Below are 13,418 nucleotides of genomic sequence, written 5' to 3'. Positions count from 1 at the left end.
GGTCCTCGCACCGACCATACCGCCTATATCGATCACAGGCTGAGTATCATGAAGGGTGATCGTAAGGCTATCTTTGCTGCGGCCGTTGCTGTGAGCCGCGCCGCCGAATTTCTCCGGCGATAGCTTCAGCAATCGTCTTCTTGACCGATCTGCAGACGAAGAGCTCCGATCATATTGTCCAACCGGCGGAGCAAGTCATCATAGGTCATGATGTCCAACATGTTGGCATATTTTCTCCGAATGACTTCATAGTCGAGCCGCTGCTCGGCAGCCGTCAAGTCAGTTCCATCTGCTTGTTGATCCCTGCCAAGCATTATGATCGCCTTCGGGTTGGTGATCCGGATATCACGCCTTTCAGGGAGTTCAGAGCGATAGGTGTCTGTCAATTTCCGCTCGCCCTTCACACCCCACTTCGAGAGGTGGAAGAGGTATTTTTCGGCCTGCATAATGGCCCCTGAGAGTTCGCGGCTTGGTACGCGGTTATCCCGATAATCGCCTCTGGCGAATAAGCTCACTTTGTGCGGCGTCTTGATCTCAATGATGTCCAGATGCCCGGATGAATCGACCAACCCGATATCAAGGTATCGGGGCGTGATTTTGTCCGGCTTCGAATAATCATCGCGGATCGTGATGTTCTGCAGCACCGCCACATATTTGGGGAACAGCAGGAGCAGAAATGAGACCAGCAGCTGCTGCCAGTCCCGCTCGCAACGGGTCTCAGAATCGTCGAGCCAATTTTTGACCGTCTTGCGAATGAACCGATACTTCTGAAGCTCGGATTGCAGCAGTTCCGTCTTTTCCAGCGGGGCATCTTCGACGATCGCCTTACGTTTGCTCAGATAGTCTTCATAGTTTCGCCGGGCATCCTGCATCCCTTCCAGATAATTGCCCAAGACGTCTGCAACACGCGCATCGGCGTAGCGACGCACCTCCGTTGTGGTTGGGAATTTCTTGAGCAGTCTTTCAAACTCATCGAACGGTATTGCGCTGGGGTGATCACCGCCGATGACAATGTCATCTGCTGTGTCCACTATCCTCGCGATCCTCCCAAAAATCGAGATGTCGAGATGGGCTGCGAAGTATTTTCGTTCCAATGTTATGGCGGTCGAAAAGAGGACATCATTCTCGATTCCAAGCTTGCGACCTTTGATCCGCCAATAGCCCTTTGACCTGCGAGCGAGCGGGAATCGATAGATGAGCGATTCTGTATCGATATTGCCTTCCAGCTGTTCTTCGCTCGGCTTGGACATCAAGTCGTCCCGCTTGAAATGGAAGACCTTGCCAACGGACGCTTTGCCTTCAGTTCTCAGTTTCTCCCAGAGCCACTGCGATTCGAAAATCTCTGGTTCATACTCTAAAGTCAGTCTATTTTTCTTGACGTCGAATCTGAGCATGGCTTGAATTCCCCAATTGTTTCTGATGCTTTAAGCGGGAAACACTGTTTTTAGGCAAGTGCTGGTGGGGTGCCCTGCGGGCGACCTGCTCTATCCGCTGGCGCGGACCGGGCCTGTATTCCCGGCCTATGCCGGTGGCGATCAGGAGCAGTCTTGTACTGAGCCGGAGGTCTTGTGGACGCGCTCTGTCTTGCACTTCGTGCTCCTGAGAGCGCAGCGTCTGGTCCCACGGCACGATCACGGAACCTGATCATAGCCGAAGCTACACGCCAGCAGGATACGATCGTCGTCTTCGTCTTTGACGATCTCCAGTAGGCGCTCGACGCCAAGCCTGCCGACCGGTACCACTACTCCGCTTGCCGACTATCCGCTTCGAAGCGTCCCATCGGCAGCTTTTGTCTGAAACGGACGACCAAGGTGCCTGACCTGAGCGACCTAATGTGGGTCGATAGCCGACGCCGCGCGAAGTCAGCTATCTCCACCCCTTCCCCATCACCCCTCACCCCTCACCCCTCACCCCCAAACAAAAACCCCTCCCGCCACGTGGCGAAAGGGGTTCTTACCGGCCGGGGTGGCCGCATGAATTCCGGCGATTACAGGGCGCCTTCGATCCAGCCCTTGAGCGCGTTCTTGGGCGCCGCGCCGAGCTTGTCGGCCACCTTCTCGCCGTTCTTGAACAGCACGAGGTAGGGGATCGACTTCACGCCGAACTGCATCGGGGTGTCGCTGTTGGCCATGATGTCCATCTTGGCGATGGTCACCTGATCGGCGAGTTCCTCGGAGATTTCCTCCAGAGCCGGGCCGATCATCTTGCACGGGCCGCACCAGTCCGCCCAGAAATCGACGAGCACGGGCTTGTCGGACTTGAGGACTTCTTCCTCGAAGTTGGCATCGGTGACGGCAATGGTGGGCATCGAATAGCTCCTCGAAATGCGATTTTGGGTTAATCTAGAGACGAAACCGCGCGGCGCAACGGCTGAGCGTGAAAGGTTTACTCATCGGGGGGCAAATCCGGCTTGTGCCCGGCCAGAATGTCCGCCGGAACCGTGATCAGCCGCGGCGCGGTGGTGTAGAGCAGCGCCACTTCGACCGTGCGGCCCGGAAAGGTGGTTTCGAGCGCGGCGGCATAGGCGCCCATCTGCCGCAGCACCCCGCGCGGGACCTGACCGAGCGTTTCGGGCGGGCGGCGCGCGGTCTTGTAGTCGATCAGGCGCACGCGGCCGGGCTCGATCACCAGCCGGTCGATCGTGCCCGCCACCACTTGCCCGCCGACGACCGCCGCCACGGGAACCTCCGCCAGACTGCCCGGGGCGAAGAGGTCCGCCCAGTCCGGGTTCGCCAGCACATCGAGCGCCGTGGCCAGCATGGAATCGCGCTCCGCTTCCGGCAGATCGGCAGCATTGCGCGCGAGCCAGGCGCGGCCGCTGTCTTCGCGCGTGGCCATCTCCACGTCGGGCAGGCGTTCCAGCAGCTTGTGCACCAGCGTGCCGCGCCGGGCGGCGGCGCGGCCGGCGCCGGGCGGGAACGGCGGGTCGGGCGCATCCTCCTCACCCAGCGCGGAGGGGGCGAGCGGGCGCGGCGGGCGGGGCTCTGCGGGCGGACCGCGCTGGAGCCATGACGGCAGCGGCTCGCGCAGCGGCAGCTCGGGCGCGCCGGTCTCGGGCGGGACAGGCGCGGGCAATGCGCCATGTTCGCAGCGCGTGCCCCAGATGGCGTCCTCGATCTCCGCTTCGGGCGGGAACAGTTCGCGCAGGCGGGCGTACCAGCTCTTGGGCGGCGGCCCGTCCTTGTCCCGGCGGCTGAGCGCGCCGCCCACGAACAGCGCCTCTTCGGCACGGGTCATGGCCACGTAGAGCAGGCGCCAGTGCTCTTCCTCGTCGGCCTGCCGGTTGGCCTCGATGTGCTCGGCAATGCGGCCCTGTTTTTCCTCTCGCGAGAGCGGCGGCAGCGGGATGGCGCGGGCGGTGTTGGCGGGATCGGGCAGGTCGAGCCCGCGTTCGCGCGCGCTTTCCGGATTGCCGGTAGCATCGGCGAGGATGACGATGGGTGCCTGCAGCCCCTTCGAGCCGTGCACCGTCATCACCCGCACCAGCCCCGCGGCATTGTCCGCCTCGCGCTTCAGTTCGCCGTCGCCCGCATCGAACCAGGCGAGGAACCCGGCAAGGCTGGGCGTATCGGTGGCGACATAGGCCTTGGCGGCATTGATCAGTTCGTCGATCGGATCGTTCGCCTCACTGCCGAGCCGGGCGACCAGCTTGCGCCGCGCCTGCCACGGCCCCACCAGCAGCCAATGCAGCAATTCCTGCGGCGGCTCGTAGTCGGCAAGCGCCAGCAGCCCGGTGAGCTGCTGTACGGCCGCAGCCGCATCGCCCTCGCGCGAGCGGCGCAAGTGATCCCACAGGCGCGTGTGCCTGGGGCGATAGCCGTGTTGCAGCAACTGCTCCTGGCTCCAGCCCACCAGCGGCGAGACCAGCAGGCTGGCGAGATTGAGATCGTCCCACGGCTGCACCGCAAAGCGCAGCGCGGCAACAAGGTCCTTCACCGCCAAGGGCGCACCCAGACGCAGGCGGTCGACGCCCGCGACCGGCACGCCCGCCGCGTGCAGCCGGGCGACGATCAGCCCGGCCAGTTCCTTGCGCTGGCGCACCAGCACCATGACATCGCCCGCCGTGGCCCGGCGCGGCTTGCCCTTCACCAGCGTGAAGCCCGGCCCCAGCGGATCGAGCCAGGCCTTGACCTGCCGCGCGATATTGTCCGCCATCCGCCGGTCCGGGCGCGAGAGCCAGGTCTGGGCGGTGCCCTCTTCCTGATCCTCATCCTCTTCGGCTTCCTGCGCGGTTTCGCTGACGGGCTGCCACAAGCCGACATAGCCGGGGCGGTCCTGCCCCTTGTGCTCGTCGGGAGCACGGTCGAGGCCGAAGCTTTGGTGTCCGATCGAAGCAATCGCTTGATCGACAAATTCAAGCACCTTTTTCGCTGTGCGGAAGCTGCGCTCCAATCCCAGCTCGACCAACGTCTGGGCGCGATCGTTGCTGCGCAGCATCTCGGCGTTCTCGGCCGCCTGCAGCATCTGACGCCTAACCCGCTCACCAGCGCGGCGGAAATTTTCGGGGCTGGTGCCCTGAAAGCGGAAGATCGCCTGCTTGTAATCGCCCACCACGAACAGCGTGCGCATCACATCGCCGCGCTGGCCGAGACCGGCCCAGAACTCCTCGGCCATGGCGAAGATGATGTCCCACTGCGCGGCATTGGTGTCCTGCGCTTCGTCGACGAGGATGTGATCGAAACGGCGGTCGAGCTTGTAGCGGATCCAGTCGGCCTGATCCTTCCTGCCCAGCAGGTCGGCGGCGCGGCGGATCTGGTCGTCGAAATCGATCAAGCCTTCGCGCTGCTTCGCCTCGTCCCAAGCAAGGGCAAAGGCCCGGCCCAGACGCAATGCCGGAACCAGACGCTCCGCCAGCGACAGCAGCGCGGCCGCGGCACGGACGCGGGCGATGCACTCCACCACACGCGCGGCATAATCGGCATAGGCGGGATCGAGCTTTTCCTGCGAAGTGCTCGCCTTGGGCAGGCCCTTTTGCGTCAGGAACACGCCCGCCAGCGCACCGATGCTGTCCAGACGCTGCGCCGGGGTGCCCAGCAACCACTCGCTGATCGCATCGACCGCGCCGAGCCCGGTCTTGGTGCCCCACTCATGGTTCACTTCCATGCAGCGGCGCAGCGAGCGGGTGTCAAACGCGTCATCGCCGCACATGGCCGTCAGCCAGTCCGCATCGGCGTCGCTCGGTAGGCCGAGCAGGCGCAGCACGTTCAGGCGCATGTCACTCGCCTGCCAGCTTCCCGGCCCGATCCACGCCTCACGCGCGGAGGCGCAGCGCAGCAGGAAACCCGTCACCGCATCGGGGCCATGGCGCAGCGAAAGTTCCTCCACCGCGCGCAGCAATTGCGGATCGCCCAGCGGATCGCTTTCGGCATGGACCAGCAGGTCCGCCAAGACCTGCCGTGCCAGCAGCACGCGCTCGCGGTCTTCCATCGGACGGCTGCCGGGGATCAGGTCTGCCTCCAGCGGGAACGTCGCCAGCAGCCATTGCGAGAAGGCGTGGATGGTATCGATGCGAAGCCCACCGCCGGGGCAATCGAGCACGGCCGCGAACAGCGTGCGGGCATGGGCGAGCGTGGCCTGATCGGCCGGTGCACCAATGGCTTCGAGCCGCACGAACAGGTCCGGATCGCAGAGGCGCACCCATTCGGCCAAGGTGCCGTTGATGCGCGCGGCCATTTCGGTGGCGCCGGCCTTGGTGAACGTAAGGCACAGGATCTGCGAGGGCTCCACCCCCGGCTGCAGCAAAAGCCGCAGCACCCGCGAGGACAGCACTTGCGTTTTGCCCGTGCCCGCCGAGGCGGAAAGCCACACCGTCTCGCGCGGATCGACGGCAAGACGCTGGTTGCCGTGCAGCGGATGGACGGTAGCGCCGCCACTCATGCTGCATCCTCCGCGCCGGTATCACCCAGCGTTGTCAGCCATTCGTCAAGGCGCATGAGCTGGTCGTAGTCGGCATAACTGCCGAGTTCGGGATTGAGCCGCGCGGTAAAAGGCTCGGTGCCGAGTATCCAGCGGTCCAGCGCATCGTTCAGGAAGAACTCGCTCGTCGGCAGGAATTCGTCGCGCGGCAGGCCGGACTTCTTGCGGCCTTCCAGCACGGGTTCGAACTGATAGCCCATCGTACCGTCCTTGGCCTTGGCCATGGACCAGTATTCGAATCCGGTCACATCGCCATCGATGCCCTTGAAGCCATTCGCCTCGGCAATCAGACCGATGAGGCCCAGTTGCAGCGCGAAGCCTTCCTCTACGCGCTTGCCGGAAGGAGGCTGGCCGGTCTTGTAGTCGACCACCGCCAGCGTGCCGTCCGCCTTGCGGTCGATGCGATCAGCGCGGCCGTGGATGCGCACGTCGCGGTAACGCATGTCGCCCCATTGCTCGACGCCGAGCACTTCGCGGCCCTCCGCCTTGGCGCCCAGGATCATGCGCTCGAAGGTCTCCAGCGCGGCAGACAGGCGCGGCCACCACAGCACGCGCATCAGCGGGTGGGCGTTCGCTTCGGTCAGCACCTGCTGGGCGATGGCGTGAAGGCCGTCCGGCGGCTCGCCCGCCTCGTGCCAGCGCTGCATGATGAGGTGCGCGACTTCGCCCTTCCACGCCGCGCTCGGCTCGGCGTCGAGCGGATCGAGGCTGCGCAGGCCGAGAATGGCATTGGCGTAGAACTGGTACGGATCGCCGCGCAGACGGTCGAGCCCGGTGACAGAGACATCCACCTTGCGCTCTTCGGCGGACGGCGTGGGCTGCGGGCGCGGGTGCGGGGGAACGCGCGCGGCATCGTCGAGCATCCGGGCAAGCCGCAAGGCTTCCCGCTCGTCATGGCGCCCCGCCTGATCGCCCAGCATGGCCCGCACCCGCAGCACAAAGCGTGAGGGGATCACCGGCCCGCCCTCGTCGCGCTGCGCCCAGCTCAGCACCACTTCGGGCGCGCCCAATGCTGCGGCAAGGTCATGCGCGGCAAGGCCGATACGGAAATCGGCGCCGGGCACGCCCAGCGCGCGCAGCACGGCAGGCGGCAGCAGCGAATCCTGCGAAGGCGAGGCAGGCCATACGCCCTCGGCCAGACCGCCGCAGATAACGAGATCGGCCCGGCTCATCCGCGCTTCGAGCAGACCGTAGATCGCCACGCGCGGATGCCCGCCCCACGGCGGGCGCACGGAGACGCGGTCCATGGCATCGCGCAGCACCGCGTGCAGTTCGCGCGGATCGAGCAGGGTTCCGGCCGCATCGGCGGCTTCGCGCAAGTCCTCCACGAAACTGCCCAGCGCCCGGCCATCGGGCCCGGCCCAGACCGCTTCGCCGCACAAGGCCTCCGCCGCATCGGCCAGCGCGCCGAGCAGGCGGGTGAACGGCTCGCTCTCACCGAATGCGAACAGGGGCGAGAGGATGGCTTCGACAGTGCCCCACCACTCGCCCAGCTTGTGTTCTTCCGCAATCGCGGCAAGCGGCTCCAGCCCAGCGGCCGGACGCGGGCCGCGCAGGGCAAGGTCGAGCTTGCGGGCATTTTCCAGCCACTGCGGGCGCCCTTCCCCGCCGCCCGCCAGCGGATGAACCAGCAGCGCGATCAGCGGCACCGGCGCGGCCTGATCCGCCAGGACTTCGGCCAGCAGCAGCAACAGGCGGCCCGCCGCCGTCTGCGGCAAGGGACGGCCCGCGGTGTCGTCCGCCGCGATGCCCCAGCGCTGCAGGTGCGACACCACCCGCGCCGCCAGGCCGCGATCGGGCGAGATCAGCGCCACGCGCCGTTCGGGCTCTTCCAGCGCCTCGCGGATCAGCACGGCGATCGCCTGCGCCTCTTCGCCGGGGTGCGTGCTTTCCATCAGCCGCACGCCCGGCAGGCGGCGGTGTTCGGCCTTGAGCTCCGCCCAGACCGCAGAGGCGCGCGGCGGCAGGAACAAGTTGGAAATCACCTTGCTGCGCACCGGCGGTGCGGCGGAAAGGCCGGAACGGTGCCAGGGCTGCACTTCCTCACGGGCAATGCCCATGCGGTTGAGCAGCAGCTTGAGATGATATTGCGGATGCGTCACGGCATCGTGGCGGCCAAAAGGCGGATCGTCCTTTTCGGCAGGCGCCCCGGCGGTGCCGAGTTCGTCCCAGACTTCCGGCGCCAGCGCCAGATCGAGATCGGGCAGGATCACGCTGCCGCGTTCCAGCTCGCTCACCACGCGCAGCAATTTCGCCAGCGCGGGCGAGGCGCTGGTCACACCTGCCGCGACGACGGGATGGGGCGGAGGCTCCTCGCGCCAGCGCCGCGCGGCGTGTTCGAACAGACGGTTGCGGCGCTCCGGCGCATCGATCTGGCCGCGCTCGGCCAGTTCCGCGATCCAGTATTGCTGCACCATCAGGAAGGTACGGGTATTGTCGCTCCAGTGCCCGGCGAGATCGCCGACCAGGCCGATCACTTTTTCGGACATCAGGTCGATCGGCGCGATGCCTTCGACCAGCAGCCAGTCCATGGTGCGCCCGATTTCCCATGCCCGCCGCAGCAGGGCCGCGCCTTTCCCGGCCTTCTCACCTTCCACTTCGCGCAGATAGTGCGCAAGGCGCAGCCAGCGGCGCGTGGAATCGGCGGCGGGCGGAATATCGGCCGCGCCGAGCGGATCGAGCAGCGGCCCCAGCGTCTCATCCAGATCGAGATCGCCCACCACGGCCATGCGTGGCAGGAGCAAACCCGTTGCCGCATCGCGCCCGGAATGCCGGACGAAAGCCTCCGTCACCGTGCGCACGGTGCGGCGGCTCGGCAGCAGCAGGGTCAGGCGTGCAAGGCCGAGGTCAGGCTCAGCGTAGCGCGGGACCAGCCCGGCCACCAGGGCATCAGCAAAACCGCGATGGGCGGCGATGGAGTAAACCCTGGGCCCTGCCCTCTCAGGCACGGCTCATCCATTCCTCGGTGGGCTTGATCGCGGCCGGTTCGCCCACTTCGCACCACAGCCCCATATGCGAAACACCGAAGAGGCGCCCTTCCTCGATCGCGCGGTTCCACAACACGTTGGTCGAAAACGGCCCTTCAGGCGCGTCGCGCAGCAGCCGGTGCGAAACGATCTGGATACCCATGTAGATGAACGGGGCAATGTAACCCCGCTTGCGCCGGGTAATGCGCCCCTCGGCATCGAGATGGAAATCCCCTTCGCCGCGATGGTTCAGCGCCCGGGTATGCGGCACCACCAGCAGCAGCGCGTCCATGCGCTCGGGGTCCCAGGCTTGGGACAGCTCGCTGAACACATTGCTGGGCCCGTCCAGCCAGATGTTGTCGCTGTTGAGGCAGAAGAACGGATCGGGCAGCATCGGCGCGGCCTTGACCATGCCGCCGCCGGTATCCAGCAACTGCTCGCGCTCGTCCGAAATCCGGATGTCGGGCGCCCGCGTGCGGACCTTGAAATGGCCCTCCAGCGCGTCCGCCAGATAATGCACATTGACGACCGCGTGCGCGACGCCCGCGCTTTCCAGCTTGTCCAGCGCGTGGTCGATCAGCGACTTTCCGCCCACGCGGACCAGCGGCTTGGGCTGGGTTGCCGTGAGCGGACGCATACGCTTGCCCAGCCCGGCAGCCAGGATCATCGCCGTATCGCTGGCGAGAGGTTTCCCGGTCATATGTCGAACTTCCCCCCGTTCGCGGCCCGCAGATCGGCGGGGATATTGGCATCGAACCAGGCCGCCACCGGAGCAAGCGCCGGATGCGCGAGATCGCGTTCCAGCAGTGCCCATACGCGCGGGATCATATCCAGATAGCGCGGCTTGCCGTCCCGCCGCCACAGCCGCACGAAAATGCCGATAATCTTGGTGTTGCGCTGGGCGCCGAGCCGCGCATAGTCGGCCACGAACAGCTCGGGCTCCACAAGCGTTGCCCGCATGTAGTGCTCGATCATCCGCGCCTCCAGTTCGGGAGACACGTCGCGGCGCGCATCCTGCAGCAGCGAGACCAGATCGTAGGCCGGATGGCCGACCAATGCGTCCTGGAAATCGAGCAGCCCCTGCTTTTCCAGCGATCCGAGCAGCATGATGTTCTCGGCATGATAATCGCGCAGGACCGTGATCCCGGGGCGCTGGCGCGGCAACAGGTCGCTCAGCACCTTTTCCCATGCCGCGGTAAAGCCATTCACATCGACATAGAGGTTCTGCGCGGTGCAGTACCAGTCGATGAACAGACGCGCCTCGCGCTGGTATTCGATCATCGAATAATCAAGGAACGGCCCGGGCGGCAGGTCGTGCAGATGCACCAGGGCATTCACGGCTGCCTTGTAGATCGCCTCTTCGTCATCGGGCCATTGGTCCAGATAATCGCGCATACGCGCGGGCCCGAAGTCCTCCAGCAGGACCAGACCGCGCGGCGGATCCTCGGCAAGAATGCGCGGCGCGCGCATCCCGTTGGCGTCAAGCCAGCGCGCGGCGCGCAGGAACGGCCCCGGGTCCTCCTTCGGCGGCGGCGCATCCATGAGCATGGCGGTCTCGCCGCTGAGCTTGCGAATGCGGAAGTAGCGGCGGAAGGATGCGTCGCCGGGCAGTGGCTCCACCGCAGCGCCTTCCCAGCCCGCATGGGCCAGGAAAGGAGCAAGATCGGCGGGAAGATCGGATGGAATCGATGTCATTGCGGCATTCGCCCTAGCCAATCGGGCCCGCCCTCGACAATGGCCATACGTCCGTCATCCAGAACTTCCAGCGCAATCGAGAGGCATCCCGGCTCATGCGCGAAGCCGCCGGCATGATCGGGCCATTCGGCGATCAGCACCGCCCCTTCGCGGTAATCGTCGAGACCGATCTCCTCCGCCTCTTCCGGCCGGGCCAGACGATAGAAATCGGCGTGGACCAGCGGCAGGCGCACCGCGGGCGGATCGTAGAGTTCGACAATCGCAAAACTCGGCGAGGGTACTTCGCCCTGATGCCCCAGCCCGGCGATGATCGCACGGGCCAGCGTGGTCTTGCCCGCCCCGAGCCCGCCGGACAGCGCCACGACATCGCCCGGCCGCAAGGCATCGGCGAGGGTGCGGCCGAAACGTTCCATCGCGGCAAGATCGGGAAGCGCGATCTTCACGGCAGTTCGACAATCGCGCTGGTGCCCTGCCCCGGCTCGGACACGAGCTTGAGCGTGCCGCCATGCGCCTCGACCAATTGCCGCGCGAGCGGCAGGCCGAGCCCCTGACGGCGCTCCACCCGCTTTCCGTCGGCACTGACTTTCATCCCTTCCAGCGCGCGGGCGAGGCTGCGGCTGTCCAGCCCCTTGCCCTTGTCCTGGACGAGGATCTGCACAAGGTCCTCATCGCCCGCCTTGCGGCGCGAGACTTGCAGCAGGATGTGGCTGCCGCGCGGGCTGGCGGCAATGGCATTGTCGACAAGATGGCCGATGGCACGGGCGAGCCGCCGGCGGTCCGCCGAGAGCGGGCGCATCAGCCCGCTGGCCCGCAAGTCGAGCACCAGCCCCGCCTTTTCGAGCCGCACCGCCCGTTCCTCGGCAATCCCGCGCAGGAACGGCATGACCTCGATCTCCTCGCGCTTGAGCGGCAACATGCCCGCCTCGCTCTGCGAAAGATCGAGCAGGCTGTCGATGTGCTCGCCAAGCTGGGCCGAGGCCTGAAGGATCGAGGCGACATAGTCCTTGCCGGATTCGGTGAGATCGCCGCCCAGGCCGTGTTCGAGCATCTCGGCAAAGCCGCCGATCGAATTGAGCGGATTGCGCAGTTCGTAGCTCATGTGCGCCAGGAACCGGGTCTTGATCGCATCCGCCTCGATCAGGGCCGCGTTGCTTTCGCGCAGGGCATCCTCGACCTTTTGCGAGTCGGTGATGTCCAGCACCGCGAGCAGGCCATTGCCATCGGGCAGCGGCACGCCTGCGAATTCGAGCATACGCCCGTCGGCCAGCGCGATGCGGCCACCCTTCTGGGTGCGGTCGAGCGTGGCCGCGCGCACCACCGTGCCCACGGTCTCCGCCTCGACCGGCCGCTTGAGCCGCGAGGCAATCTTCTTGAGCAGGCTCTCGATATGCGGGTGCGTGTCGAGGAAATCGCTGTCGAGCCCCCAGTCGGCGGCGAAGCGCCGGTTCCAGGTCTGCATACGCCCATCCGGCGCGAAGACGGCGATCGATTCGAACAGACTGTCGAACGTGGCCGTGCGCGTGCGCAGCAGCGTGTCGCGGATAGCGGAGAGCCGGAGCTGTTCGGTCCGGTCCTCGACGATCATCAGCAGGCTGCCGTCGGGCATCGGCTGGGCAACGATGCGCAGATGCGTCCCGTCGGCCAGCGACCAGGCTTCCTCGTGCGTATCGCCCGCCGCGAACCATGCCGCGCGCTCGCGGCGCCATGCCGGGAAGTCGCGCACTTCGGGCACCCGGCCAGCCACGCGGGCCGCATCGAGAAACCGCTCGAAGGCCGGCGGATCCTGCATGGTCCGCGCCGACAGGCTGAACAGGCGCTGGAAGGGCTGGTTGGCGAACGTGAGCCGCCGCTTCGCATCGAATTGCGCGACACCGGCGGACAACTGATCGAGCATCGCCCGCTGAGCATCGCGGAAGGCTTTGAACGAGCGGGACATTTCCTCCATGTCCTCGATGTCCACCGCATAACCGGCAATGCCGTCCTCACCCAGCGGCAAGTCGCTGACCCGCAGGGCGCGGCGCTGTCCACCGATGGTCGTGTGGACAACCCGCTCGACCGGCGCGCCTTTTTCGACGGCCTTCTGGGCGACTTGCGCCGGGGTCAGGCCATCGACCGTCTCGATCAGCTCCACCCCGCCCGCAACGACCGCCTCGGCACTCGCCGCGCCGACCGCCGCGACGTAAGCCGAATTGACGAGCTGAATCTCGCCATCGGGCCGGCGGAACCACATCGGCATGGGCGCGGCCTCGATCAGCGAGACGAGCGCATGGAAATCTCCACGCGCCCGCGCGGCTTCTTCCCGCAGCCGCGCGAGTTCGCTTTCGCTGTCGCTGAAATCGAAGATCCACACGAGCGCGGCGCCGCCGGGCGACACCTGCGGGTCCGCCAGATGGCCGCGCAGCGCAAGGCTGCGGGTCGATCCCTCGGGCGTTACCACCATGCGGAACGGCGCGGCCGTCTTCTGGCAGCGGCGCACCGCTTCGGTCAGCTCGTCCAGCTTGTTCCGGGGCAACCCGCGCCCGCCGCCATCAAGCTCGGAGAGATATTGCGGAACCGCGTCGAGTCCCAGCCACTGCGCCAGGCGCGGGCTCGCCTCGATCCGCCCGTCGGAGCGAACCAGCAGCGGCAGGGCCGGCGATTCCTCCACCATGCGGGCCAGACGGCGCGCCGAACGAAGCTGGCCTTCGGTCCGCTTCTCGCGCGCCCGCGACGCCAGCACGGCCCAGGCCGCCACCAGCGTCCAGGCGCCGAGCAGCAATCCGATCAACAGGGGCAGGAAGCGTTCGAGGTCCATTGCAACCGGCTATGGTGCCGACAACGCGCCATGACAATGGGCGGCTG

8 protein-coding genes are annotated in these 13,418 nt (G+C 66.2%); all 8 read right to left on the bottom strand.

Features of this window, described 5'->3' with window-relative positions; translation table 11 throughout:
* Positions 1-125: 125 nt before the first annotated feature.
* The 8 genes from NN5_RS17910 to NN5_RS17875 all read right to left on the bottom strand — a co-directional run bounded on the left by NN5_RS17910 (position 126) and on the right by NN5_RS17875 (position 13,371).
* Positions 126-1,394: a Shedu immune nuclease family protein gene (locus NN5_RS17910; protein WP_067736447.1), complete on the bottom strand. Its 1,269-nt coding sequence runs from the start codon at positions 1,392-1,394 to the stop codon at positions 126-128.
* Between the two features lie 593 nt (positions 1,395-1,987).
* Positions 1,988-2,308, bottom strand: a complete 321-nt coding sequence (gene trxA / locus NN5_RS17905) for a thioredoxin (protein WP_067736444.1) — start codon at positions 2,306-2,308, stop codon at positions 1,988-1,990.
* 77 nt (positions 2,309-2,385) lie between these two features.
* Positions 2,386-5,877: a double-strand break repair helicase AddA gene (gene addA, locus NN5_RS17900; protein WP_067736441.1), complete on the bottom strand. Its 3,492-nt coding sequence runs from the start codon at positions 5,875-5,877 to the stop codon at positions 2,386-2,388.
* On the bottom strand, positions 5,874-8,864 hold the full coding sequence (locus NN5_RS17895) for a PD-(D/E)XK nuclease family protein (RefSeq protein ID WP_067736438.1): 2,991 nt from the start codon (positions 8,862-8,864) through the stop codon (positions 5,874-5,876). The genes addA and NN5_RS17895 overlap by 4 nt, the downstream gene beginning before the upstream one ends.
* The gene (locus NN5_RS17890) at positions 8,857-9,582 is read right to left on the bottom strand and encodes a nucleotidyltransferase family protein (protein ID WP_067736435.1); all 726 of its coding nucleotides are present in this window, start codon (positions 9,580-9,582) and stop codon (positions 8,857-8,859) included. Before NN5_RS17890 ends, NN5_RS17895 begins: the two co-directional genes overlap by 8 nt.
* Positions 9,579-10,577, bottom strand: coding sequence for an aminoglycoside phosphotransferase family protein (locus NN5_RS17885; protein ID WP_067736433.1), 999 nt, complete (start codon positions 10,575-10,577; stop codon positions 9,579-9,581). Before NN5_RS17885 ends, NN5_RS17890 begins: the two co-directional genes overlap by 4 nt.
* Positions 10,574-11,020, bottom strand: coding sequence for a tRNA (adenosine(37)-N6)-threonylcarbamoyltransferase complex ATPase subunit type 1 TsaE (gene tsaE / locus NN5_RS17880; RefSeq protein ID WP_067736430.1), 447 nt, complete (start codon positions 11,018-11,020; stop codon positions 10,574-10,576). The genes NN5_RS17885 and tsaE overlap by 4 nt, the downstream gene beginning before the upstream one ends.
* Positions 11,017-13,371 carry a sensor histidine kinase gene (locus NN5_RS17875; RefSeq protein ID WP_067736427.1) on the bottom strand — a complete coding sequence of 785 codons (2,355 nt, stop codon included), beginning with the start codon at positions 13,369-13,371 and terminating at the stop codon, positions 11,017-11,019. Before NN5_RS17875 ends, tsaE begins: the two co-directional genes overlap by 4 nt.
* Positions 13,372-13,418 lie beyond the last annotated feature (47 nt).

Source organism: Novosphingobium naphthalenivorans NBRC 102051 (assembly GCF_001590985.1).
GTDB lineage: Bacteria > Pseudomonadota > Alphaproteobacteria > Sphingomonadales > Sphingomonadaceae > Novosphingobium > Novosphingobium naphthalenivorans.
The sequence above is the reverse complement of the archived record's forward strand: the minus strand, read 5'-3'. Positions and strand labels throughout refer to the sequence as shown.